The sequence below is a fragment of the Pseudonocardia sp. Cha107L01 genome (genome assembly GCF_052566575.1).
The window spans coordinates 8,764,728-8,787,973 of sequence record NZ_CP199579.1 but is presented as its reverse complement, the minus strand read 5'-3'; the positions used below and the strand labels follow the sequence as shown (position 1 = coordinate 8,787,973).

At 72.0% G+C, this 23,246-nt stretch carries 26 protein-coding genes; 7 read left to right on the top strand and 19 right to left on the bottom strand.

Features of this window, described 5'->3' with window-relative positions; all coding sequences use genetic code 11:
- Positions 1-72: 72 nt before the first annotated feature.
- Positions 73-1,623 (top strand): precorrin-2 C(20)-methyltransferase, encoded by a 1,551-nt coding sequence (locus ACTXG6_RS41475; RefSeq protein WP_445184770.1) that lies wholly within the window; start codon positions 73-75, stop codon positions 1,621-1,623.
- On the opposite strand, the gene ACTXG6_RS41470 is transcribed toward ACTXG6_RS41475, so the two are convergent.
- Complete coding sequence (locus ACTXG6_RS41470; RefSeq protein WP_445184769.1) at positions 1,620-1,964, bottom strand: winged helix-turn-helix transcriptional regulator; 345 nt, start codon at positions 1,962-1,964, stop codon at positions 1,620-1,622. The genes ACTXG6_RS41475 and ACTXG6_RS41470 overlap by 4 nt on opposite strands.
- Before the next feature lie 95 nt (positions 1,965-2,059).
- Between ACTXG6_RS41470 and ACTXG6_RS41465 the strand changes: the two genes are divergently transcribed.
- Positions 2,060-2,464: a RidA family protein gene (locus ACTXG6_RS41465; RefSeq protein WP_445184768.1), complete on the top strand. Its 405-nt coding sequence runs from the start codon at positions 2,060-2,062 to the stop codon at positions 2,462-2,464.
- A 7-nt stretch (positions 2,465-2,471) separates the two neighbouring features.
- Here ACTXG6_RS41465 and ACTXG6_RS41460 read toward each other — a convergent pair whose 3' ends face one another.
- The 7 genes from ACTXG6_RS41460 to cobM all read right to left on the bottom strand — a co-directional run bounded on the left by ACTXG6_RS41460 (position 2,472) and on the right by cobM (position 10,081).
- Positions 2,472-2,948, bottom strand: a complete 477-nt coding sequence (locus tag ACTXG6_RS41460) for an NUDIX domain-containing protein (protein ID WP_445184767.1) — start codon at positions 2,946-2,948, stop codon at positions 2,472-2,474.
- A 27-nt stretch (positions 2,949-2,975) separates the two neighbouring features.
- On the bottom strand, positions 2,976-4,448 hold the full coding sequence (locus ACTXG6_RS41455) for a GDSL-type esterase/lipase family protein (RefSeq protein ID WP_445184766.1): 1,473 nt from the start codon (positions 4,446-4,448) through the stop codon (positions 2,976-2,978).
- 431 nt (positions 4,449-4,879) lie between these two features.
- A complete protein-coding gene (locus ACTXG6_RS41450) occupies positions 4,880-5,434 on the bottom strand; it encodes an NADPH-dependent FMN reductase (protein ID WP_445184765.1) in 555 nt (184 codons plus the stop codon).
- Between the two features lie 85 nt (positions 5,435-5,519).
- Positions 5,520-6,572, bottom strand: a complete 1,053-nt coding sequence (locus ACTXG6_RS41445) for an ATP-grasp domain-containing protein (protein ID WP_445184764.1) — start codon at positions 6,570-6,572, stop codon at positions 5,520-5,522.
- 189 nt (positions 6,573-6,761) lie between these two features.
- Positions 6,762-8,774 carry a CocE/NonD family hydrolase gene (locus ACTXG6_RS41440; protein WP_445184763.1) on the bottom strand — a complete coding sequence of 671 codons (2,013 nt, stop codon included), beginning with the start codon at positions 8,772-8,774 and terminating at the stop codon, positions 6,762-6,764.
- A 48-nt stretch (positions 8,775-8,822) separates the two neighbouring features.
- Positions 8,823-9,236: a hypothetical protein gene (locus tag ACTXG6_RS41435; RefSeq protein WP_445184762.1), complete on the bottom strand. Its 414-nt coding sequence runs from the start codon at positions 9,234-9,236 to the stop codon at positions 8,823-8,825.
- A 98-nt stretch (positions 9,237-9,334) separates the two neighbouring features.
- Positions 9,335-10,081, bottom strand: a complete 747-nt coding sequence (gene cobM / locus ACTXG6_RS41430; protein ID WP_445184761.1) for a precorrin-4 C(11)-methyltransferase — start codon at positions 10,079-10,081, stop codon at positions 9,335-9,337.
- Between the two features lie 328 nt (positions 10,082-10,409).
- Between cobM and ACTXG6_RS41425 the strand changes: the two genes are divergently transcribed.
- Positions 10,410-11,102: an ABC transporter ATP-binding protein gene (locus ACTXG6_RS41425; RefSeq protein ID WP_445184760.1), complete on the top strand. Its 693-nt coding sequence runs from the start codon at positions 10,410-10,412 to the stop codon at positions 11,100-11,102.
- Positions 11,103-11,158: 56 nt separating this feature from the next.
- A complete protein-coding gene (locus tag ACTXG6_RS41420; RefSeq protein WP_445184759.1) occupies positions 11,159-11,866 on the top strand; it encodes an ABC transporter ATP-binding protein in 708 nt (235 codons plus the stop codon).
- 16 nt (positions 11,867-11,882) lie between these two features.
- On the opposite strand, the gene ACTXG6_RS41415 is transcribed toward ACTXG6_RS41420, so the two are convergent.
- The 4 genes from ACTXG6_RS41415 to ACTXG6_RS41400 all read right to left on the bottom strand — a co-directional run bounded on the left by ACTXG6_RS41415 (position 11,883) and on the right by ACTXG6_RS41400 (position 15,190).
- The gene (locus ACTXG6_RS41415) at positions 11,883-13,148 is read right to left on the bottom strand and encodes an ABC transporter permease (protein ID WP_445184758.1); all 1,266 of its coding nucleotides are present in this window, start codon (positions 13,146-13,148) and stop codon (positions 11,883-11,885) included.
- Positions 13,149-13,404: 256 nt separating this feature from the next.
- Positions 13,405-14,394: an adenosine deaminase gene (gene add, locus ACTXG6_RS41410; protein ID WP_445184757.1), complete on the bottom strand. Its 990-nt coding sequence runs from the start codon at positions 14,392-14,394 to the stop codon at positions 13,405-13,407.
- Positions 14,395-14,453: 59 nt separating this feature from the next.
- Positions 14,454-14,987: a DUF4345 domain-containing protein gene (locus tag ACTXG6_RS41405; RefSeq protein WP_445184756.1), complete on the bottom strand. Its 534-nt coding sequence runs from the start codon at positions 14,985-14,987 to the stop codon at positions 14,454-14,456.
- Between the two features lie 80 nt (positions 14,988-15,067).
- The gene (locus tag ACTXG6_RS41400; protein WP_445190346.1) at positions 15,068-15,190 is read right to left on the bottom strand and encodes a hypothetical protein; all 123 of its coding nucleotides are present in this window, start codon (positions 15,188-15,190) and stop codon (positions 15,068-15,070) included.
- Here ACTXG6_RS41400 and ACTXG6_RS41395 point away from each other — a divergent pair.
- Positions 15,189-15,518: a helix-turn-helix domain-containing protein gene (locus tag ACTXG6_RS41395; protein WP_445184755.1), complete on the top strand. Its 330-nt coding sequence runs from the start codon at positions 15,189-15,191 to the stop codon at positions 15,516-15,518. The two genes, ACTXG6_RS41400 and ACTXG6_RS41395, sit on opposite strands and share 2 nt — an antisense overlap.
- On the opposite strand, the gene ACTXG6_RS41390 is transcribed toward ACTXG6_RS41395, so the two are convergent.
- From ACTXG6_RS41390 to ACTXG6_RS41380, 3 genes are read right to left on the bottom strand one after another with little or no spacing between them, the layout of a single operon-like run.
- Positions 15,492-16,313: an ABC transporter permease gene (locus tag ACTXG6_RS41390; RefSeq protein ID WP_445184754.1), complete on the bottom strand. Its 822-nt coding sequence runs from the start codon at positions 16,311-16,313 to the stop codon at positions 15,492-15,494. The two genes, ACTXG6_RS41395 and ACTXG6_RS41390, sit on opposite strands and share 27 nt — an antisense overlap.
- Positions 16,310-17,113, bottom strand: coding sequence for an ABC transporter ATP-binding protein (locus ACTXG6_RS41385; RefSeq protein ID WP_445190263.1), 804 nt, complete (start codon positions 17,111-17,113; stop codon positions 16,310-16,312). Before ACTXG6_RS41385 ends, ACTXG6_RS41390 begins: the two co-directional genes overlap by 4 nt.
- An 11-nt stretch (positions 17,114-17,124) precedes the next feature.
- A complete protein-coding gene (locus ACTXG6_RS41380) occupies positions 17,125-17,592 on the bottom strand; it encodes a MarR family winged helix-turn-helix transcriptional regulator (protein WP_445184753.1) in 468 nt (155 codons plus the stop codon).
- Positions 17,593-17,756: 164 nt separating this feature from the next.
- On the opposite strand from ACTXG6_RS41380, the gene ACTXG6_RS41375 reads away from it, so the two are divergent.
- Positions 17,757-18,116 (top strand): hypothetical protein, encoded by a 360-nt coding sequence (locus tag ACTXG6_RS41375; RefSeq protein WP_445184752.1) that lies wholly within the window; start codon positions 17,757-17,759, stop codon positions 18,114-18,116.
- Between the two features lie 177 nt (positions 18,117-18,293).
- Positions 18,294-18,473, top strand: coding sequence for a hypothetical protein (locus ACTXG6_RS41370; RefSeq protein ID WP_445184751.1), 180 nt, complete (start codon positions 18,294-18,296; stop codon positions 18,471-18,473).
- Positions 18,474-18,535: 62 nt separating this feature from the next.
- Here the strand turns inward: ACTXG6_RS41370 and ACTXG6_RS41365 are convergent, their stop codons facing one another.
- The 4 genes from ACTXG6_RS41365 to ACTXG6_RS41350 all read right to left on the bottom strand — a co-directional run bounded on the left by ACTXG6_RS41365 (position 18,536) and on the right by ACTXG6_RS41350 (position 23,246).
- The gene (locus tag ACTXG6_RS41365) at positions 18,536-19,603 is read right to left on the bottom strand and encodes an NAD(P)H-dependent flavin oxidoreductase (protein ID WP_445184750.1); all 1,068 of its coding nucleotides are present in this window, start codon (positions 19,601-19,603) and stop codon (positions 18,536-18,538) included.
- Between the two features lie 94 nt (positions 19,604-19,697).
- Complete coding sequence (locus ACTXG6_RS41360) at positions 19,698-20,597, bottom strand: Hsp70 family protein (RefSeq protein WP_445190262.1); 900 nt, start codon at positions 20,595-20,597, stop codon at positions 19,698-19,700.
- Between the two features lie 322 nt (positions 20,598-20,919).
- On the bottom strand, positions 20,920-21,951 hold the full coding sequence (locus tag ACTXG6_RS41355) for a hypothetical protein (protein WP_445184749.1): 1,032 nt from the start codon (positions 21,949-21,951) through the stop codon (positions 20,920-20,922).
- Positions 21,927-23,246 carry a hypothetical protein gene (locus ACTXG6_RS41350; protein WP_445184748.1) on the bottom strand — a complete coding sequence of 440 codons (1,320 nt, stop codon included), beginning with the start codon at positions 23,244-23,246 and terminating at the stop codon, positions 21,927-21,929. The genes ACTXG6_RS41355 and ACTXG6_RS41350 overlap by 25 nt, the downstream gene beginning before the upstream one ends.

Below are 23,246 nucleotides of genomic sequence, written 5' to 3'. Positions count from 1 at the left end.
CCCATCCCCGCGAGTCGGGGCTCTCAGCACACTGAGTCGGGCCTCTCAGCACACTCAGCACCGGAGCGACCGGTGACCGGGCGGCTGTGGGGTGTCGGCGTCGGGCCGGGCGACCCAGAGCTGGTGACCGTCAAGGCCGCTCGGCTGATCGGCGCGGCGGACGTGATCGCGTACCACTCCGCCCGGCACGGCCGCAGCAACGCCCGCCGCTGTGCGGAGCCGTACCTGCGCGCCGAACAGATCGAGGAGCCGCTGGTCTACCCGATCACCGTGGAGACCACCGACCACCCCGGCGGCTACCGGGGCGCGCTGGACGACTTCTACGCCGCCGCGGCCGCCCGCCTGGCCGAGCACCTGGACGCCGGCCGGGACGTGGTGGTGCTCGCCGAGGGCGACCCGTTCTTCTACGGCTCCTACATGCACCTGCACGAGCGGCTGGCGCACCGGTTCCCGACCGAGGTGGTGGCCGGGGTGACCTCGATGGCGGCCGCCGCCGCGGCGCTGGGCCGGCCGCTGGTGGAGCGCGACGAGGTGCTCACCGTGCTGCCCGGCACGTTGCCCGTCGAGCAGCTCGCCCGCCGGCTGGCCGACACCGACGCGGCCGCCGTGCTCAAACTGGGTCGGACGTTCCCGGCGGTGCGGGCGGCCGCCGAGCAGGCCGGCGTGCTGGGCGACAGCTACTACGTGGAGCGGGCCAGCAGCGACGTGCAGCGGGTCGCGCCGCTGGCCGACGTGGAGCCGGAGAGCGTGCCGTACTTCGCGCTGGCGCTGCGGCCCAGCCCACTGGCGGCGTCCACCATGGCGCGGGAGTCGGCGGTGCGTGAGGCGGTGGGCGCGGCGGCCACCGAACGCACCGGCTCGGGCGTCGGCTCGGGCGTCGGTGAGGTGGTCGTGGTGGGGCTCGGCCCGGCCGGTCGCCCCTGGCTCACCCCCGAGGTACAGGCGGCGTTGTCCGAGGCCAGCGACCTGGTGGGCTACGGCCCCTACCTGGACCGGGTGGCGCCGAACGCCCGCCAGCGCCGGCACCCGTCGGACAACCGGGTGGAGGCGGAGCGGGCCGCGTACGCGCTGGAGCTGGCCCGCGAGGGTGCCCAGGTGGCTGTGGTGTCCTCCGGTGACCCCGGCGTGTTCGCGATGGCCAGCGCGGTGCTCGAGGTCGCCTGCGAGCCGGAGTGGAAGGACGTCCCGGTGCGGGTGCTGCCCGGGCTGACGGCGGCGCAGGCGGTGGCCAGCAGGGTCGGCGCGCCGCTCGGGCACGACTACTGCGTGCTGTCGCTGTCCGACCGGCTCAAGCCGTGGGACGTGATCGCCTCCCGGCTCGCCGCGGCGGCCGCCGCCGACCTGGTGCTGGCGATCTACAACCCGGCCTCGCGCAGCCGCACCTGGCAGCTGGCCGCCGCGCGTGACCTGCTGCTGGAGCACCGGTCCCCGGACACCCCGGTGGTGCTCGGCCGCGACGTCGGCGGCGACGGGGAGCGAATCACCGTGGTCCGGCTGGCCGACCTCGAGCCCGCCGACGTGGACATGCGGACGCTGCTGCTGATCGGCTCCTCGCAGACCCGGATCGCCGAGCGGGGCGACGGCAAGCAGGTCGTCTTCACCCCGCGCCGCTACCCCGGCTAGCCAGGCAGTCCGGGAAACTGCTCGCGGTACCACTGGCCCCACTGTTCGAGCCGGTCCGCGATGTCGCGCAGGCTCTCGCCGAGCTCGGTGACCGAGTACTCCACCTTGGGCGGCACCTGCGCGTAGACCCTGCGCCGGAGCAGGCCGTCCGCCTCCAGCTCGCGCAGCTGCCTGGTCAGCATCCGAGGGGTGACCCCGGACATGGCGCGGTGCAGCTCACCGAACCGCTGGGTGCCGCTGAGCAGGTGGCGCAGGATCACCAGCTTCCACTTGCCGCCGAGTACCGCCATCGCGACCTCGACGGTGCACTCGTCGGCCACCCCGTCGACCCTCGCCTGCATGTCCGCACCTCCGAACTGCACGCTATACAAACTGATAGTACGACACAAAAAAGACCGTACTTGTTCACCGTATAGCGCCGTCGCAGACTCTGGGCATGACATCCCTGGAACGCATCACCCATGACCCGGACTGGTACGAGCCGTACCGCATCTCGCTGGCGGTCCGGGCGAACGGGTTGATCTTCGTGTCCGGTCAGGCCGGGATCGACGAGTCCGGCGCGACGGTCGGCGGCGACGATTTCGAGGCACAGGCCCGGCAGGCGTTCGTCAACCTGGCGACGGTGCTGGGGGAGGCCGGCGCGAGCCTTGCCGACGTGGTCAAGGTGACGGTCATGGTGACTGACATGAGCTATCTGGGCGTGATCATCAAGCTGCGTGGGGAGTACTTCACCGAGCCGTATCCGGCCGACACGCTGCTGCGGGTGGCGGGTCTGGCCCAGCGGGACTGGCTGGTCGAGATCGACGCGGTGGCGGTCGCACCGGACGCCACCGCGGCCTGACCGGCGCTCAGCCGGTCGAGTCCAGCGCGACGAGCAGCCGGTCCAGGAACTCGGCCTGGCCCTTGGCCAGCTTGCGCCGCGCGGTCCCGGTGTCGAACCACTCGGCCCGGTCGATCTCGGGGAAGCTGCGCAGCCGGCCCGACCTGGGTGGCCACTCCAGCTCAAAGGTGTTGCTCCGGGCCCGGGACGCGTCGAAGTCGGCCCGCACGGCGTAGACGGTGAGCCGTTTGCCACTGGGCAGCCGCACCTCGCCGAGGTCCCACTCCGGGCCGGTCGGCAGCGGCGCGCCCAGCTCCTCGGCGAACTCCCTGGCGGCGGCCGCCCTCGGGTCCTCGTCCGGGTCGTACTCGCCCTTCGGGATGGACCAGGCGCCGTCGTCGCGCTTGGCGAAGAACGGCCCGCCCGGGTGGCCCAGCAGTACCTCGAGCTCGCCCGCCGCCCCGGTCCGGCACAGCAGTGCCCCGGCGCTCGTCCTCACTGCCACCCGGTCAGCCTAATGCGCGCGCTCGGCTCACCGACCGGCGCCGATGAGCGGGAGGACGGCGGCGGCCATCCGCAGCGAACCGACGCCGGTCGGGTGGAACGGGTCCGGGTCGGTGAAGCCCTGCAGATCAGGCCCCAGACCGTCGGCGGCGCGGTCGCAGAGCGTGGTGAGTACCGGGTCGGCGACCGCGAAGCCGTACTTGCGGGCACCGTCGGACAGGATCGTGTTGAGCTGGTCGTTGCGCCGGTTCAGCAGTTCGATCTTGGCCGGGTCCAGTCCGATCGCGGCGGGCGGGCCCCTGGAGTCCGGGCACCGGGCGTCCGCGTTCAGCACCCGGTAGGACGACACGATGATCACCGAGGGATGCCCGGGCAGCGCGTCGAGGTCCTGCAGCAGGTTGCCGTAGTCGCGGTCGAACGCGGCCAGCCGGTAGTCGAACTCGCCCTGGCTGAGGTTGTCCGAGCAGTTGGCCGCGCCGTAGCAGTAGCTCAGGAAGTCGGTCCAGCCGATGTCGTTGGGGCCGACCACGACCGCCACGAACCGCAGGCCCTGCACCTGTTTGAGCAGGCCCAGCTGGGGCGGCACCAGTTCGGCGCCGCGCTGTTGCGGCCCGCGCAGACCGGCGGCGACGGTGGCGCCGGGGCAGGCCAGGTTGAGCACCGGCTCACCGCTGAGCTGGCCCAGCTCGGCGGCCATCGAGTCGCTGCTGCGTCCGCAGGACCGGTCGTCGGCGGTGGGGTCCGCGACCGGCGGCCCACCGAGGCGCGCCGCCCGGGAGTCGCCGAGCACCGCGCCGGTGAAGCCGTACCGCTCGGGCCCGACCGGGGACGGCGAGACGTGGTACGTGCCCACCAGCTCGGACAGCGAGCTGACCGAGCGGAGCCCGCGCATCGCCCCGGCGTAGGCCAGGCCGCCGCAGCCCACCCAGCCCACCGCCACCACGGCGACCGCGAGCGCCGCCAGCCGGGCCAGGGAGCCCACGCTCCGGTGCCAGACCTCCGCGCTGCTGACCGGCGCCGAGCCGGCCCGGGTCTGCCGGCGCAACAACAGCAGGGTCTGGCCGTACAGCGACACCGAACAGATCGCCAGCGTCAGCAGGAGCAGGCCGAGACTGGCCCAGCCGTACCAGTGCAGGAAGCCGCGCAGCAGCGCGTTCTTCGCGTCGGCGCCGGCCTGGCCGGCGGTGTCCGGGCGCAGTGCCTTGGCGGCGGCGGCGTTGCGCTGGACCGGGCCCATCACCAGCTTGGGTCGCAGCGGGCCGTACACCCAGAGCCGGGGGATATCGAGCTCGGTGTTACCGATCTGCACCAACTGGGCCGGCCCGGACACGGTCAGGCTCGGCGTGCGGGCCCCGACCGATACCGGCTGGCCGAAGCTGACCAGGTCCTGGGCGGGCGTCAGCGCGATGGCCACCGGCACGCCGAGGCACAGGCAGACCGCGAGGGTGAGCAGCGTCGCGCCCCGGCGGGCCTCCCTGGCGAGCGCGCGCAGCTCGCGCATCGGCCGAAAGCCCCGCGAGTGCGGTCGCCCGGCCTCGCCCCGACCGGCCTCGTTCTGGTCTGGCCCCGCGTGGTCTGACCCGCCGTGGTCGGCCTCGCCGTGGTCTGGCCCCGCGTGGTCGGTCTCGCCGTGGTCGGGCTCGTTCTGGTCGGGCGCGCGGCGGCCCGGGGCGCGGCGCTGCTCCGGTACCGCTGACGTGTCGGGATCAGAGGCGCGGATCGGTGGACTCCCCCCTCGGCGAACACGGACCACTACCTGTTGCATACACGGCGTCACGCTGTGATCGCCACGAACGGGTGACAACCGCCACCGTTCGGCCGCACGCCCGAGCCGGCACGCTCGCGCTCACAGCCCAGCTCACACAGCCCGACTTACGCCGACACAGCGGCTCGGGCCGCTGTGTCGAGCCGCTGGAGCTGTGTGAGCAGCGATTAGGTCCGCGCGGCGCCGGCTACGTGGTGCTGGACGGTGCGCAGGACGGCGGCGAGGGCGTCGCGGTAGGTCGGGTCGGTGGCGGTACCGTCGCCGCCGACCGCGCCGGGCGCCAGCGTCAACCGCACGCAGGCCGCCTCGATGACCTCGGTGCCCAGGTAGCCCAGCACGACGGCCAGCTCGGCCGAGGCGCCGTCGCCCCGGCCCTCCGGTGCCACGTTGAGCCAGGCGACCGGTTTGCGGTACATCTCGCCGCCACCGACCGTCCAGTCGAGCAGGTTCTTGAAGCTGCCGGGCAGCGCGCCGGCGTACTCCGGGGTACAGAAGAGCACCGCGTCGGCGGCCGCGATCCGCGCCCGTAGCCGCGCGACCGGGGGCGGCAGCGGCTCGACGTCGAGCTCGGGGTTGAACGCCGGCAGTTCGGCGAGCCCCAGGTGCAGCTCGGTGCGGACGCCGGCCGGGGCCACCGCCGCCGCGGTGCGCAGCACGGCGGTGTTGCCCGACGCCGCGCGCGTGCTGCCGGACACGAGCAGGATGCTCACCGGGTCACTCATGCTCGCCTGCCCCCTGCTCGGTCCGCTCACCCGTCCGCCGCGACCGTAGTCGGTCCCGCCGGCGCACGGGCCGATCCAGGGCAGCTCACGGCATGGCGTGGAAGTTCCGCTCCAGCAGCCCGGCCACCGCGTCGGTCACGCTGGTGACCCCGGCGCGGCGTTCCAGCGCAAGCCAGTCGCAGGCCGTGTCGACCTGTAGGAAGACCGGGCCGGCCGGGGTGTCGAGCAGGTCGAAGGCGGCCACGTCCAGCCCCCAGCGACGGGTCAGGATCTCCAGCGGCTCGCGCAGTCCGTCGGGTACCGAGGTCGCGGCGACGCTGCGCTGGACGGTCTCGGCGAACGGGCCGTCCGGGCGGTGTGCGCTCTGCTCGAACCCGATCAGCTCGCCGCCGACGCTGTACACCCGCAGCTGGCGCGCGGACGGCACGAACTCCTGCACCATCACCGGCGCCGGCTCGACCGCCCGCACCGACCTGAGGTGCGCCCGGCTCAGCCGGCGGGGCAGCAGTGCCCGCAGGCGGCCGGGCACCGGTTCGACGAACTGGCCGCCGAGGGTCTTCACCAGCAGGTCGCCGTCACCTGGGATGCGGTCGGCGGCGGTGCCGGGGCGGCTGGTCACCACGGTGGCAGGTACCCGCAGCCCGACCTGGCGGGCCGCCGCGAGCTGGGCCACCGGGTCCGGCGCGGCGCGCTCGACCGTGCCGTTGACCACCTCGAACCGCTCCTCCGCCAGCAGCATCCGGGACCACGCGACCCACTGCTCGCGCACGTAGTCGTCCAGTCCGCCGGCCCCGTGCGAGGGCACCGAGGCGCCGGAGAAGTGCCGCAGCCAGACCGCCCTCGGCGCGAACCGCCCGTCCGGGGTCTCCAGCACGCTGTCGGTGACGTCCCAGGTCAGCTCCAGCCCGGCGGCGCGGTCGCTGTCCAGGCGCAGCATCGGCACCCCGCGCACAGCCAGCCGCAGGGACAGCTCGTCCACCTCGCGGTCGACCGCCCTGGTCAGCACCAGTACCCCCGGCGTCGGCCCGCCCGGGTCTCCGACGGGCGGGCGGCCCAGCCGGGCCTGGAAGTCGAACGACTGGCTCGACGCACACCTGGCGCGACCGGGCGCACCGAGCAGGAGCGGCTGTGACGCCATAACGGTCCTCCCGCCGACCGGTGGCCCGCCGGGTGCGAGCCCTGTCCGAACGGGCGGCCCGTGGTTGTCATCCCGGCCACCGCCCTGCCGGCAACGGTGCCGCGGCCGGGCCGGCGGAACGAGGGGGCTGTCCCCCGGGTCGGGTGGGTAGGCCCCCGTACCGGCGAGGGGGTACGCACCCCGGCCGGGTCAGTCCTCCGGCGAGCGGAGCGGGATGGTCAGCGAGGATGCCGCCGTCTCGCTGTGGTGTACCTGGTAGACCCCGCCGACCAGCTTGGCCAGTGCGGGCGCGGTCGGCAGCAGGTGCGGCAGGTCCGTGGTCGCCAGGGTGAGCCGGATCCGGTGGCCCGGGGCGATCGTGGAGTAGGTGGGGAACACCTCGATGTCGTAGCGGGTCACCTTGCCGGGCACCACCGGCGTCGCGGACTGCTTCGTGTAGTCGTGGTACGGCATGATCATCTTGTCGTCCACGGTCCAGGAGCGGTCCCGGTTCAGCTCCCGGAACGAGCCGAGCAGCGCGCCCTGGGTGAGCGGCTTGGACACCCCGTCCGGCCCGACGTCGGCGATGTCGGCCACCCACTCGGTCTCCACGGTGTTCGCCGTCGCGTACACGGTGGCGGTGATCGGCCCCGCGATGGTCTTCGCCTCGTCCATCGGCGCGGTGCTGTAGGTGAGCGAGGACGGCCCGATCTGGGCGAGCCGGTCGTCGTCGACGCACGGCACCGGCGCCGGGATCTGGTTGGTGACCAGCGACAGGCCACCGGCGGCCCACTGGTCCTGCGAGCGTGAGCAGATCGTGCCCGCGACCGGTGACCAGAGCACGGTGTCCGCGCCGCCGCGCCCAGCCGGTGCCGCTGTGCTCAGGGTGCCGTCGTTGGTCGAGACCGCGCTGCCGGAGCGGCCGCCGCCGAGGTAGTACGTGGTCGGCTCCGCGCCCTTGAACGGGAAGCTGGTGGCCTCCGCATAGTGCCCGGTGCCCAGGTCGTAGGAGTGCAGCGGCGTCGGCGTGCGGTCCATCCCGGTGTCGTCGCCCTTGAGCCACTGGTCGAACCAGCGCAGCTGCAGCGCATTGAACTTCGGGTTCGCCGCGCCGCCGAGATGCGTGTACGGGCCCTGCAGCAGCTGGTAGCGGCCGGTGACCGGCTCGTCGGGATCCATCGGCTCGCTGACCGGGCGGTCCGCGTACGCGTTCTGCAGCCCCGCGTAGTTCATCGGCGCGCCGCGCTGGAACAGGTCGTACTCGCCGCCGACCAGGTAGGCCGGGATGTCGTTGTCCACGACCCTGCGCAGCACCGAGGCGGGCCGGCGGTCGGCCCAGTACCGGTTGTCGTAGGCGTTCGGCCCGCCCAGGTAGGCCTTGGCGAGGAACTGCACGTTGTACTGCGGCACCTGCAGTGCGTGGTTCAGCGTGCCGGTCACCCCGTTGACCAGGTGCGCGGGGTCCTTCATCGCGCTGAGCAGCGGGTTGACGAGGTTGGTGGCCGGCAGCACGCCGGCGAAGTACGCGGAGTCGAACTCCAGGTCGGGGATGCCGCCCATGAACGCGGCGTCCCGGTAGATGTCGTTCGCCGCGACGATCGGGAAGATCGCCTTCAGCGGCGAGTCCTTGCCTACGGCGCCGGCCGCGAACAGTTGGTTGATACCCAGGTACGAGGCACCGTGCATGCCGACCTTGCCGTCGGAGCGGGGCAGCTCGGCCGCCCAGTGCACCAGTGCCACGCTGTCGGCGGTCTGCTTCGGCTCGAACAGGTCGAAGGTGCCGCCGGAGGCGCCGGTGCCGCGGGCGTCCACCGAGATGTCGAGGTAGCCGCGCTTGACGAGGTACGGGTTGACGCCGGTGGCACCGCCCACCGCGAAGGCCGTGCCGTAGGGGGTGATGGTCAGCAGGGTCGGGAACCTGCCGGCCGCGATCTCGCCGGTCGCCAGGTCGGTGGGGTAGTCGATGGTGGCCCGCAGCACGGTCCCGTCGGCCATCCGGACCCCGACGCCGTTGACCTCCTTGACCCCGTAGCGCTCCGGTCCCGGCGACCAGTCGTTGCCGGGCGCCGCGCTCGCCGCGATCGCGTCCTCGACCGGGTCCGGCACGGTGGCCGCCCGCGCGATGTCCGGCCCGGTGGCCATCTGCACGCCGACCAGACCGCTCACCGTGAGTGCGACGGCCAGCACGGACAGTGACCGACGGGACGCGGCGGGCAGCCTCAACGGAACTCCTCGGGGTTTGACAAGGAGAACGATCAGCGGGGGGGAAGGTCACTGCGCGCAGTGATCTGCCGTGCGCGGACAGTGACCACGGCGACGCGGCACGCACCGTGTACAGCGCCTGCTGTTACCGAGCTGCACAGTGTTACCGAGCTGCACAGTGTTACCGAGCTGCACAGTGTTACCGAGCTGCACAGTGTTGCCGAGCTGCACAGTGTTGCCGAGCTGCACAGTGTTGCCGAGCTGCACAGTGTTGCCGAGCTGCACAGTGTTGCCGAGCTGCACAGTGTTGCCGAGCTGCACAGTGTTGCCGAGCTGCACAGTGTTGCCGAGCTGCACAGTGTTGCCGAGCTGCACAGTGTTGCCGAGCTGCACAGTGTTGCCGAGCTGCACAGTGTTGCCGAGCTGCACAGTGTTGCCGAGCTGCACAGTGTTGCCGAGCTGCACAGTGTTACCGAGCTGCACAGTAGGCAGGTGTTGGCCGCGAGAAACCAGCCTGGTGTGCAGCTCGGTAACCACAGGCAGGGCGACGCGGGCAGGACGGGAACCCGTGCCCGTTGCGCTCAGTGCCCGCCGCGCTCCCGGGCGGCCGAGTACAGATGGCTGTCCCGGCCCGACCGACCGAGCACCTGCCCGACGATGATCACCGCGGTACGCCGGATATCTGCCGCGCGCACCTGCTCGGCGATGTCGGCGAGGGTGCCGCGCAGCACCTGTTCGTCCTCCCGGCTGGCTCGCGCGACGACCGCGACCGGGCAGTCCGCGCCGTAGTTTCCGACCAGCTCGCCGACCAGCTCCTCGATCCGCTGCACGGCCAGGTGCAGCACCAGCGTGGCCCGGGACGCGCCCAGGGTGGCCAGGTCCTCACCCGGCGGCATCGGGGTGGCCCTGGCGGCGGTGCGGGTCAGCACGACGCTCTGCCCGACGCCGGGCACGGTGAGCTCCTGGCGCAGGGTGGCGGCGGCGGCCGCGAACGCGGGCACGCCGGGGGTGATGTCGTAGGGCACCCCGGCCGCGTCCAGGCGGCGGGTCTGCTCGGCCACCGCGCTGTACACCGAAGGGTCGCCGGAGCACAGCCGGGCGATCTCGTGGCCGGCCCGGTGCCCGGTCACCAGCTCGGCCACGATCTCCTCCAGCGTCAGGTCGCGGGTGTCGACCAGCCGGGCGCCGGGCGGGCAGGCCGCCAGCAGCTCGGCCGGCACCAGGCTGCCCGCGTACAGGCAGACCGTGCAGCGCCCGATCAGGTCGCGGCCTCGGACGGTGATCAGGTCGGCCGCGCCGGGGCCGGCGCCGATGAAGTGCACGGTCACCGGCCCATCCTCCCCCGAACCCTGTTTTCGACCATCCCCGCCTCGGCGAGCGGTACCCCGAAGTGTCTTTCCGGTGCGACGCATTCAGCCGGGATCCGTCGTTTGCCCGCGCGGTCGCCACAATCCTGAGAGCGCGCCAAAGAAACTGAGAACTGGCTCAATGAAATGCGCCACGGACTGTGAGCTGCGGGGCTTTCTGTTGTGCCGGAGAGTCGGTGTCCGGTAGTGATACGTCGGGGGTGTGCCATCGGTTCTGTCGCCGGGCCGGTGCGCGCTGGCGCCACGCGGTCCCGTGCCGAAGGCAGCTGGTTACCGGCCGAGGAGTGGGATGATCGAGCTCGAGGGCATCAGGAAGTCGTACCAGATGGGCGACGTCGAGATGCCGGTCCTGCACGGGATCGACCTCACCATCGAGGACGGCGACATGGTCGCGATCATGGGCCCGTCCGGCTCCGGCAAGAGCACGTTGATGAATATCCTCGGCTGCCTGGACGTGCCCAGCGCCGGCCGCTACCGACTCGACGGCATCGATGTCAGCGGGCTGACCAAGCGCCAGCTGTCCAGGATCCGCGGCACCAAGATCGGGTTCGTGTTCCAGTCGTTCAACCTCATCCCGCGCACCGACGCGATGCGCAACGTGGAGCTGCCGCTGATCTACACCGGTACCCGGGGCCGGCAGCGCAAGGCCCGCGCCGCACTGGAGCGGGTCGGCCTCGGCGAACGCCTGCGGCACATGCCCAGCGAGCTCTCCGGCGGCCAGAAGCAGCGGGTCGCGATCGCCAGGGCACTGATCAACGAGCCGTCGATCCTGCTGGCGGACGAACCGACCGGTGCCCTTGACAGCAAGTCCAGTGTGGAGATCATGGAGTTGCTCGTCGAGCTGAACGACGCGGGCGCGACGATTGTGGTGATCACGCACGAGGAGGAGATCGCCGAGTTCGCGAAGCGGGTCGTCCGGTTGCGCGACGGGGTGATCGGCGCCGATGAGCCGGTGCGCGAACGGACCCGGCTCAGCGCGTGAACGGGCTCCGGCCCGCCAGGACACAGCGGCCACGGCGGCCGGAGGAGTAGTACGCGGTGATCGAACTCGAGGAAGTCAGCAAGGCGTACCGGACCGGCGGTCGGGTCACCGTGCCCGCGTTGCACGAGGTGAACCTGAGCATCGCCGACGGCGAGATGGTTGCGCTGATGGGCGAGTCCGGCTCCGGGACCAGCACGTTGATGAACATCCTGAGCTGCCTGGACATGCCGACCGCGGGGCACTACCGGCTCGACGGCACCGACGTAGGCCGGCTCTCCAAGCGTCGGCTGACCAAGCTGCGCGGCCGCACCGTCGGGTTCGTGTTCCAGTCGTTCGACCTGATCCCGGACGTCACGGTGCTGCGCAACGTGGAGCTTCCGATGATCTACACCCGGGCCCGGGTGCGCCGGGCGAGAGCGCGCCGGGCACTGGAGCGCGTCGGGCTTGCCGGGCACGAGAAGGACATGCCGATCGAGCTGTTCGAGGCCCAGCGGCAGAAGGTGCTGATCGCCAGGGCGCTGATCAACGACCCGTCGGTCCTGCTCGACGACGAACCCACCGGCGACCTGGACGCCGACTCGAGCCTGGAGATCATGGAGCTGTTCACCGAGCTCAACGGCGCGGGGCGCACCGTCGTGTTCGCCACCCACCGGGAGGAGACCGCCGCCTACGCCAGCCGGATCGTCGAGCTGAGCGACGGTCGCGTGGTGAGTGACCGCAAGACCGGCCGGCGACGCCCGCCGCCCACACTGCGCGCGGTGTGAGCGGGCGGGCGGCGCGTCACTCGTAGCGCAGCGCCTCGATGGGGTTGAGCTGGGCGGCCCGCCAGGCCGGGTAGCCGCCGGCGACCAGCCCGATGGCAAGGCTGATGAAGAAGGCCACCGCGATCGGCGAGGTGGAGAGCACCGGGCTGAACGAGCTCAGGAACCCGCTGGTCCCGAGCAGCGGGAGGACCAGCTTGGTGAGCAGGATCAGGCCGACGCCGATCACCACGCCGATCAGCCCACCGAGGCCGGCCAGGGTGATCGCCTCCAGCACGAACTGGGACAGGATCGCCGAGTCGCTGGCGCCGATCGCCTTGCGGGTGCCGATCTCCCTGGTCCGGTCGGTCACCGAGACCAACATGATGTTGAGCACCCCGATCCCGCCCACCAACAGCGAGATCGCCGCGATCACCGGCACGAAGTTGGTAATCAACGTGATCAGCGAGGTGAATGTGGCGACCCGGCTCCCGAGGTCCTGCACCTGGAAGTCGTTGTACTGCGGGTCGGCGATGTGGTGGTTGGTGCTCAGCACCTGAGTGATCTGAGCCTCGGCGGCCTTCACCGTCTGCGTGGACGTGGCCTGCACGACAATCGAGCTGAGCTCGTTGCCTCCATAGCCGTAGCCGAACACGGACGACCGGGCGGCGCCAATGGGCATCACGATGATGTTGTCACTGGAAGCCCCGTAGGACTGCAGCACGCCGATGACGGTGAAGTTCGCGTGCACCAGCCGCAGCGGCTTGCCGATCGCCGCGTTCGGATCCGGCCCGTAGAGCGCCTTGGCAACCAGCGGGCCCAGCACCGCGACCTTGGCGCCGGTGCGGCTCTGCTCGGGGTCGAAGAACTTCCCCCCGGCGAGGGTGATCTGCCGAACCGCTGGGTAGTTGGAGGTGGTGCCGGTGACCGATGCGGACAGGTACTGGTTGCCCTTGTACGACGCGACCACCGCCACGTTCTGCTGGCCGGCGGCCCCCGTCGTGGCGCCGGTCACCGACGGCACGAGCATGGCCACGTTGGAGAGCTTGGAGATCGCCTGGGAGTCGGCGTCGGTGAGCGGCTTGGCCGCCGGACCGCCGGGGATAGGGGACAGCTTGGGCACGACGGTGATGCTGTTCGCGACCGTCGAGACGGCCGAGTTGACCGAGCCGGCCACACCCTGTCCGAAGGCGGTCAGCAGGATCACCGCGGCGACACCGATGATCAGTCCCAGCATCGTCAAGGCCGAGCGCATCTTGTGCGAGCGCAACCCTCGAAGGGCGATAACGAGCGTCTCACGGAGCATCACTGGTTGATCTTTCCCTGGCGTGGCGGCGAAGCCAAGTGGTGTCCTCGGTGACGTCGGCTCCCGGATTAACTCATTGGTAGCATTTTCTGCCTTGCCCAGGCCAACGTAGTGCACCTAAACGTAGGAAACTCACATCTTGACACTCCTCGAACAGCCCCCTTCAGTTATTTCTCAGTATTTTCTTGGGTGTTTCTTTGTCGTATGATTCCGCCGGATTCGGGCCCTACGGAATCCGCCGCGGTCCCACGCGCCGTCAGTCGGCCGGAGTCGTCAGCCAACGGGAGATTCGGGCGCTGAGCCGCGACTTGGTCGCGGCCGGGGCGAACGACGCCGCCACCGAGGCCTGTGCCAGCTCGGCGAGCACCTCGTCGGAGTAGCCGAACGACTCCCGGGCGCCGGCGTACTCCTGGCTGAGCGTGACGCCGGTGCTCGCCGGGATGTCGGTGTTCAGGGTGACGCACAGCCCGGCGGCGCGCAGCTTCGGCAACGGGTGCTCCGCCAAGGACGGGGCCAGACCGAGTGCCACGTTGGACGACGGGCAGACCTCCAGCGGCACCCCGAGCGCCGCCACCTCGGCGGTCAGTGCCGGGTCCTCCAGGATCCGGATGCCGTGCCCGATCCGCTCGCCGCGCCCGACACCGAGCGCCTCGCGGATGCTGTCCGGCCCGGCCGCCTCGCCGGCGTGGTGCACCCGGTGCAGCCCCTCCTTCTCGGCGGCCTCGCAGACCTCGGCGAACGGGGCCAGCGGGTAGCTCTCGTCCCCGGCCATGCCGATCCCGATCACGCCCTGTTCGGCGTACCGCAGCGCCAGGTCCAGGGTGCGCCAGGCCCGCTCCACCGACTGGCGCCGGGAGTGGTCGAGCAGCACCCGGTACTCCAGCCCGGTGGCCGCGCGACCGGCGGCCAGCCCACGCAGCAGCGCCTCGAGCGGCATGTCCAGATCGCCGAGCCGCTCACCGTGCGAGGCGGCGGTGAAGGTGACCTCGGCGTACCCGGCGCCCTCGGCCACCTCGTCCTCGCAGTACTCCCGGCCGAGCCGCTCGAAATCGGCCGGTCGCCGCAGACAGGCCCTGATCAGGGAGTTGTGGTCGGCGAATGCCCGGAAGTCGGCGAAACCGCCGGCCGGCCCGGGCACCGGCACCCCGTTCTCCCCGGCCAGCTCACGCAGTGTGGCCGGCCGCACGGTGCTCTCCACGTGCACGTGCAGGTGGGCCTTGGGCAGGCTCCGAAGATCACGGGTCACCCGGACATCCTCGCCGAGCCGGCTTCGTCAGGCGGCCCATTTTCGGCGGCGCCGGTCGGTCAGCGCGCCGCGAAGACGAGCAGCCCGGCGGCCAGCGCCTCGACCCAGAAGTAGAACCAGCTCGGGTAGAACCGTGCCGGCCGGTCCACCGTGCGGGCCACCAGACGGCCGAACGCCATGCCACCGAGCGCGGCGGCCACCGCCAGGATCGCGCCCGGCCGCAGCCCCTGCACCCCGGCGGCGGCGAACGCGAGCAGCGCGCCGGTGGCGATGCCGAAGCCGCCGTACACCGCCCGTACCTCGGTGCGGGCCTCCGGCCCGGTCAGTGAGATGCCGAACGGTTGGATCAGCGCGGCCGGGGCCAGCAGGCCGAAGAGTCCCATGCCGACGAAGAACACCGCGACCAGCGCGATCAGTACGGTTGCCATGAGCGGAAGGATCTCCCGAATGGTGTCGCCCGCGCTGTCAGAAACCTGCTCGCCCACGCTGTGGTTGTGGGCCGGCCGGGCGCTGTTCGTCGGCCCGTCGCTCGACCTCGACCGGCACTCCGGGGCGGTGGCCTGCTTCGCCGTCGGGATGGAGCAGCCCTTCACCGTTCGCCTCGACGCGGCACCGATGGTGACCGCGCGCAGTCCAACCGGGGTGACAAGGCAGCTCCTCAGGACTTGCCGGACTAGCGGCGCTCGACCAGCGGCAGCGAGCGGAGTTCGCGCTCCAGGTGCCACTGCAGGTGTGCGGCGACGAGCCCGCCGTCGCGGCGCGACCCCGGGATTCGCCGGGCCACCGACTCGATCATGAACGATCCGGCCCGGGACTGGCGGGCCGGCGAGCTGGCGGCGCTGACCGGCTGGTCGGTGTCGGCGTTCCTGCGCGCGTTCCGGGCCGAGACCGGGACCAGTTTCCGGCGCTACCGGCTGTGGGCCCGGATGCTGCGGGTCGGTCAGGTGCTGGGCGACGGCGGCAACCTCACGCTGGCCGCCGCCGAGGCCGGGTTCGCCACCCCGTCCCACCTGAGCAGCGCCTTCCATGCCATGTTCGGGTTGACGCCGAGCCGACTGCTGGAGACCGGGGTCGCCATCCGGGCGCTGGGCCCGAGCTCAGCCCCTGGCCAACCGGGGGAGTAGCGCCGCCGCGATGCTGATCATCACCCCGGCCGCCACAGTCAGGACGCCGAAGTCGAGCCCGAGCCGCGCCGGCGTACCCACCAGCAGCCCGCGCAGCGCTTCCACCTCGTAGCTCAGCGGGTTGATGTGGTTGATCACCTGCAGCCAGGCGGGCATCAGCTGCACCGGGTAGAGCGCGTTCGAGGCGAAGAACAGCGGCATCGTGATGGCCTGGCCGATGCCCATCAACCGGTCCCGCGACAGCACCAGGCCGGCGATCGTGATCGACAGGCAGCAGAAGCACGCCGAGCCGAGCACCAGCGCCGCCACCACCCCGAGGAAGTGCAGCGGCTCGATGTTCAGGTGCACCCCGAGCAGCGCCGCGACGATCATCACGGCGAGCGCCTGGACCACCGCGCGGATCCCGGACGCGAACGCCTTGGCGGCCACCAGCGCCACCCGGGGGGTCGGGGTGACCATGAGCTTGGAGAGCACGCCGGAGTCGCGCTCCCAGATGATCTGGATGCCGTAGAAGATCGCGATGAACAGCGCCGACTGGGCCAGGATCCCGGGTGCCAGGAAATCCAGGTACGGGGTGTTGCCGGTCGGGATGGCGTGGATCCGGGTGAACACCTGGCCGAACACCAGCAGCCAGAGCGTCGGCTGCACCGCGCGGGTGATCAGCTCGGTGCGGTCGTGTCGCAGTTTCTGCAGCTCGACCAGGCACATGGCATTGATCCGGGAGAACGCGGTGCCCAGTTGCTTGAGCGGGCCCGGGTCGGCCGGGATGTCCACGGTGAAGGTCTGGGTAGTCATGACACCCTCCTGGCGGTGCGTCGAGCGGCGCGAACGTCGCGCATGGTGCCGGCGTTCTCCGCCAGCCGGTCGCCGGTGTAGGCCCGGAACACGTCGTCCAGGGTGGCGTCCGGGCCGATCGAGTCGCGCAGCTCGGCGGGTGTGCCCAGAGCCCGGATCTGGCCGCGGTGCATCAGCGCGATCCGGTCGCAGCGCTGGTCGGCCTCCTGCATCAGGTGCGTGGTGACCAGCACGGTCATCCCGGTGGCCTCCTTGATCTCCTCGATCCGGGCCCACACGCCGTCCCGGGCGACCGGGTCCAGCCCGACCGTCGGCTCGTCCAGGATCAGCAGCCGGGGCGCGCTGACCAGCGCCTGCGCCAGCTCCAGGCGGCGCACCATGCCGCCGGAGTAGGTTTTGGCCGACCGGTCGGCCACGTCGGCAAGGTCGACCTCCTCGAGCACCTCCTCGACCCGCCGGGGGCGGTCGCGGCGCGGCACGTCGTAGAGCCGGGCGAACAGCGAGACGTTCTCCCGGCCGGTGAGCGTCGAGTCGGCGGACAGCTGCTGTGGGACGTAGCCGATCAACCGGCGGACCGCGGTGCGCCGGCGCGCCACGTCGACGCCGAACACGGTGATGCTGCCGGGCGGTGCCTTCAGCAGCGTGGTGATCATGCGGATGGTGGTGGTCTTGCCGGCGCCGTTCGGGCCGAGCAGGCCGAAGACCTCACCGGGGTTGACCTCGAGGTCGATGCCGTCCACCGCGACGGTGTCACCGAACTGCTGTCGCAACCCGGTGCACCGAACGGCTGGGGTGATGATCGCATTGCTGGTCACAGGGTCTCCTCGAGTTCCTGGATGAGACGCCGGAAGGCGGGCAGCGCGGCGGCCAGGGCTTCCTGGTCCACGCTCGGCATTCGTTCGAGCGCGGAGGCGATCAGGCGGCCCCGGGCGCCGCGCCATTCGGTCAGTCGGGCCTGGGCGCGCTCGGTGAGCAACAGCCGGGCGGCTCTGCGGTCGGCCGGGTCGATCTCCCGGCGCAGCAGTCCCTCCTCGACGAGCTGGTTGACCAGCGTGCTCACCGAGTTGCCGGCCAGGTGCAGGGCGCGCGCGGCGGCGGCCACTCCGATGCCCGGTTCGGCCTCGACATGTTGCAACAACTCCAGCTGGGCGCCGCGCAGCCGGGGCCCCGGAATCATGTCGCGCAGCCGCCGCCGGTAGACCCGGCGCAGCGCGGCGGTGACCGCGACCACCTCCTTGGCGGTGCGGGCCGATGTCGCGGGCAGGTCGGTCGAGGTCACCGTTTCATATTACCTCTGAAAAAGAGGTAATCACAGTCTCGGCGTGCGGCTCGGCGTGCGGCTCGTCATGCGGCTCGCGGTAGCGGCGAGGAACGAGGGAGCGTGCGCGGTCCGGCTGCTGCTACCGTGAAATGGTTGTGAACGGCAGAACGCTGCGAGCCCTCATGCCCCGGTGGACGTGGCGGTGGTGTGCGCCCGCTCTGCTGTTGCTCGTCGTGCTGATGACCCAGCCGGCCGACTGTACGCCGAGCCACCACCAGTGGACCGGCAGCTCGGCGACCGCGCCGGTATCCGCCGGTCCCGACCACGGCCCGATCTGCCACGAGTCCACGGCGGGCGACCTGCTGTGGACGCAGAGCCGTCCCGCCTTCGCCCCGTCGGCCAAGGGAACCTCCGAGCCGGACGCCGTCGTCCCGGCGCCGACCGGGCAGCCGACGCCGGGCTATCTCGCCGCGTCCCACACACTCGGGCCGGCCCCCTCGGGTAGGGCGATACTGCTGTCGATAGGCGTGGCCCGGAGCTGAGCGGCCCGGCGCCGGCTGCCTAGGCCGATGTCGCCCGCCGGTGCCCCCCGCTGGCGTTTCCGCTGATCAGGACGCCGCTATCGGGGTACCCGGAGCTGGCGATCTGCTGGCTATCCCCGAGCTCGTGTGGGCTCGTGTGAGCTCGTCTGATCCATGACAAAGCTGAGGTTGAGCACAATGGCAGTAGTTTCACGTTCCCGGATGGTGGGGCGCGGCGTCTGCGCGGCCCTCGTCGGGGTCACCCTGGGCACCTACGCGGCGAGCCGGCTGCGGGTGTCGCGGCAACTCGGCAACCGCGTCCTGGACGTTCTCGACCTGGACGAACCGCTGGGACCACGGACCCAGGCAACCCGCTGACCCCGTCAGTCGGCTGATCCGGTCAGCCGGCGGGCGCGGTCAGCCGGCGGGCGCGGTGCCGGTCACCCGGCAGCGAGCAGGGCGGAGGCGTCGCGCCACATCCGGGCGACGATCTCACCGGCCGGCTCCTCGCGGGCCAGCGCCGCGCTCTGCCCGGCCCAATGGTTGACCCGGTCCAGCCCGTCCCGAGCGCCACGCCGCCACTGTCCGACCAACTGCCGCTGCACCGGGTAGCGGGCCGGTGTCGGTGCCCCGGGCTCGGACCAGGCCGTCACGTACGGCGTGGGCGCCGCGCGGCCGAGCCGTCCGGAGTAGGCGCGGGTGGTGCGAGTGGCCTCCGGTGCCAGCCCGTCCAGCGACGCCGACCAGTCCTTGCTGATCCCCGCCTCCGGGGCGCGCAGCAGTGCGGTACCCACCTGCACCGCGCTCGCACCCAGTGCCAGCGCGGCCGCAACGCCCCGCCCGTCGGCGATCCCACCCGCGGCGATGATCGGTACCTGGATGTGGTCGGCCAACCGGGGGAGCAGCGCGAAGAGACCGACCGAGGTGCCTTCGGCGGCGTCCGGATCGAAGGTGCCGCGGTGCCCACCGGCCTCCAGACCCTGCGCGACGATCGCATCCGCGCCGGCCCGCTGGGCGGCGAGGGCCTCGTCGAGCGTGGTGGCGCAGGCGAACCACGCGATTCCCGCATCGGCCAGCTGCTTGACGTACTCCGGCGGGAACAGGCCCATGATCGAGGAGGCGACGGTCGGTGCGGCGTCGAGCATCGCCGCGCACTGTCGGTCGAAGTCAGGGGGTGGCGGACCGGGTTCGCCCGGTGCGCCGAACCGGTCCAGGAACTCCCGGGCGGCCGCGGTGCCGCGTTCGAGTTCGGCGGGGTCGGCGCCCGCCTCGTCGGGGACCCAGACGTTCAGCTGGAACGGGCCCGACGAGCCGGCCCGGAACCGCGCCACCCAGTCGGCGATGGCCGCCGGGCTGTCCAGCACCACCCCCGCGGCACCCATCCCGCCGGCCTCGGCCACCGCGATGGCCAACTCGGGTGGGCAGGCGCCGGCCATCGGTGCCTGGACCACAGGCAGCCGCAGCTGGTACCGATCGCAGAACGCTGTGACCCGGTCCCGAACGCCCATCAGGTGTCGCCTCCCCGAGCCGCCGACATGTGCCGCCCGGGACGCTACGCCCACTCGGTGGCCTCGGCCCGGCATGCACCCGGGCGCGCTGTTGCTATCGGTGGCCGTCGTGCGTCCCGCTGGCCAGGTGAGCGCCCGAGCCGCCGCCGGCCCCGGAGACGGCGACGCCGCCGGCGATGAGTACCGCGAAGCCGGCGACCGCGCTGGCCACCGCGGTCCGGATCCGGGAGGTGCCGCGACTCGCGGACGGATAGTTCGGCGGCGGCGCCGGTGTCCGGGGCCGCGGCGTCTGGGCTTGTGCGTTTTGCGGCTGTGCCTTTTGGGGCTGTGCGGTTTGGGGCTGTGGGCGCCGCGGCGCCGGGTGGGGTGGGGTTTTCGGTACGGCGTTGCGGTGCCGCGTGACGGTAGGCGGCCCCGATTGAGCCCGCCGGGCCCTGGCGGCAGCTATTCCCGCCGCGCCGACCGCCGCCGTCCATTCCGCGTCCGGCGACACGAGCACCCGCGCCCGAATGCGCGCGGAGAGCTGTTCGGTGAGCAATGGTGTCCGCGCCGATTCGCCGGTGAGTAGAAGGGCGGCGATGGGAATTCCTTTTGCCTCGGATTCACCCGACATGCGCGCAATCGCCGAGACGGCGGCGGAAATCGGCCCGGCGATGAGCGACTCGAGCTCGGTGCGAATCACCCGCACCCGCTCCTCGCCGCCGGGCAGTCGGACGTCGACCACGGTGGCCGGCCGGCGCGCCAGATCGGCCCTGGCGAGCCGGCAACGCGCCACCAGTTCACGCAGTGCGGCGTGGTTCGCGGGGTCGGCCTGATCCAGCCCCGCGAACCGCCCGCGCAGCTGCTCCAGAACGTATGCGGCGAGCGCGCGGTCCAGCACGGCGCCACCGAGGTCCTCGACGCGCGATGTCGCGACGAGGAGCCTTGACCGGTCCGCGCCGTCGGTCAGCACTGCCAGCTCGGTGTCGCCGCTACCGATGTCCGCGACCAGCACGGCCTCGCCGGGATGCACCGCGCCAGCCGACTCAGCCGAGGCCACTGCGGCGACCGGAGCGCTGACCAGGGAAATTGGCACGTCGCCTGCCGCGGTCGTGGTCAGCGCCGAGTGCAGCACCGACAACTCGTAGCGCCCCCAGGCCGCCGGGTGGGCGATCGCCAGGTGAGCCGGGGCCGAGCCGTGGGCGACGTGGGCGAGCAGACCCGCGACGGTCAGGGCCACCAGGTCGGCGCCGAGCCGGGCCGTACCGTCGCTGCCGATCACCGGTACCGGATCGCCGACACGCCCGGTGAAGTCCCGGTACACCGCACCGACCCCGTCAGCCGGTTCGCCGGCGCCGACCACCGGTCGGCCCGACCGAGGGACCCGCACCACCGGTGGCACCGCGAACCGATCCGGCGCGCCACCCGGCGTGACGGCGCGGACCAGATCCGAGGCCAGCGCGATGCCCACAGAAAGAGTCATGGCAGAACTGTAGCCAGCCGAACCAGCAGTTCGGATTGGCGCCGGCTGTGCGTTTCTTGTGTGCGGTACGGGTCGCTCGGTGGGCGCCGCGGCACAGGTCGAGTCCCCAGCAAATCCACAGCGGCATGCCAGAAATCCCGCCTAGCTTTCGATGGTGTCCCACTCCGGTTCGGGTGGCGTCGATCGAGAAATTGGAGAGGTCAGCATGGCCAACATATTCATTCCCGAAAGGGAACTGGACGCCATCATCCGCGAGACAGTCCGCGACCAGTTCCGCGAAGGGGACCACCGCTCGGATTACCGGGCCGATCCCGAACACGGCGAGCACAGCCCGTGGAGTGGCCCGGGGCCGGCGGCCAACCCGCCGCGGCCGGACTACCGCGACGGTCACCACCAGCCGACCCACCGGGCCGACCGCCAGGACGGCGATCGCCACGACGGCCGGTACGACGGTCGGGGTGGGGACCAGCAGGACGGTCGGCACGACGGGCGTGGGCAGGACCAGCACGGCGGGCGTGGGCAGGACCAGCACGACGGGCGTGGGCAGGACCAGCACGACGGGCGTGGGCACGAGGCCGGGCAGGGCAACCACGACGGACGCGGGGCCGACCAGAACGGTCAGTCGGGTCACGGGCAGGGCAACCAGGGCGGTCAACCCGATCACGGGCAGGGCAACCACGGTGGTCAGCCGAGCCGAGGCGGAGAGCCGGGCCGCGGTGGTCAGTCGGGTCACGGGCAGGGCGATCACGGTCACGGGCAGGGCAACCCGGGGCAGTCGGGTCACGGGCAGCCCGCGCAGGGTTCGGGGGAGACGGGGCACGCGGCGCAGGATCCGCACGAGTCCGGTCACACCCAGCCCGGTTACACCCAGCCCGGTGGGCAGCACGACCTGCACCAGGACGGTGGATCCCAGCTGCGGGTCGGTGCCGGGAACGCCAATCTGAACAGCGGTCTGTCCGGCGGAGAGGCGCACTCGGGCGGCTCGCTGGCCCCGTCGGCCGGGGTCGCTCCGGCCGCATCATTCGGGTCCGGGCTGTCGGCCAACGGGTCACCGGCCTCGGCCGGATCGGTCGGGCTGCCCAGCGCACCGAGCCAGCCGGTGGTTTTCACGGCCGGTGCGGTAGCCACCGCCCAGCCGGTCAGCGCCACCCCGGTGAACGCCGGCACGCACACCGACTTCGGCACCGAGTCGCTCAACAGTGGTGTCCAGAACGCCGCAACCAGCAACCACCTCGCCGCGGCCACCGCGACCACCGCGACCACCGCGACGACGGCCGGCCAGAGCGACACCGGACATACCACCGCCGCGCCGACTGCCGACCTGGGCAGCTCCCCGACCAACGGCAACGACTCGCACACCGCCGGGAATGTCGGCGCACTGCTGGGTTCGATGCCCACCGGGAGCCCGAGCACGGCCAGCCCGAGCACGGGGAGCAGCAGCCAGACCACCACACCGAGCACCGGCACCACCCACACCGGCACCAGCTCCGACACACCTCTCACGGCGGGCACGCCCACCGGAGCCGGCACGATCACCGGAGCCGGTACGACCACCGGCGCGACCGGAGCGCCGCCTGCCACCGGGCACGACGGCACCTCGAGCTCAACGCCGACAGACACCGGCGCCACCTCGGGTTCCACCTCGACGGCGGGCTCGCACCCCGCGGACCCGACCACCGGCACGTCGACCACCGGCACGTCGACCACCGGCACGTCGACCACCGGCACGTCGTCCACCGGCACGTCGTCCACGGGCACGTCGTCCGCCGACACGCACACGGGCACGTCGTCCACCGGAGCACCGACGACCGGCACGTCGTCCGCCGGTACGTCGTCCGGTACGTCGACCAGCAGCTCGCACGCCGCCGGCACGACCGCCGACACGTCCACCAGCAGCTCGCACACCACCGCCCCGGTCACAACCAGCGCGCCGACGGACACCACCGCCCCGACGGACACCACCGCCGCGTCCACCGGGTCCAGTTCGGACAGCTCGCACAGCGGGCTCGCGGCCACCTCGGACGGCCTGTCCAGCGGGCTCACCTCGAGCAGTGACCACAGCCTGTCCGCCGACCAGAGCACGACATCGCACAGCACCACCGACCACAGCGCGACCACCGTCCACCACTGACCGGTCCCGGCCCGCCCGCCGCATCGGGCGGGTGGGCCGCCCGGCCGCAT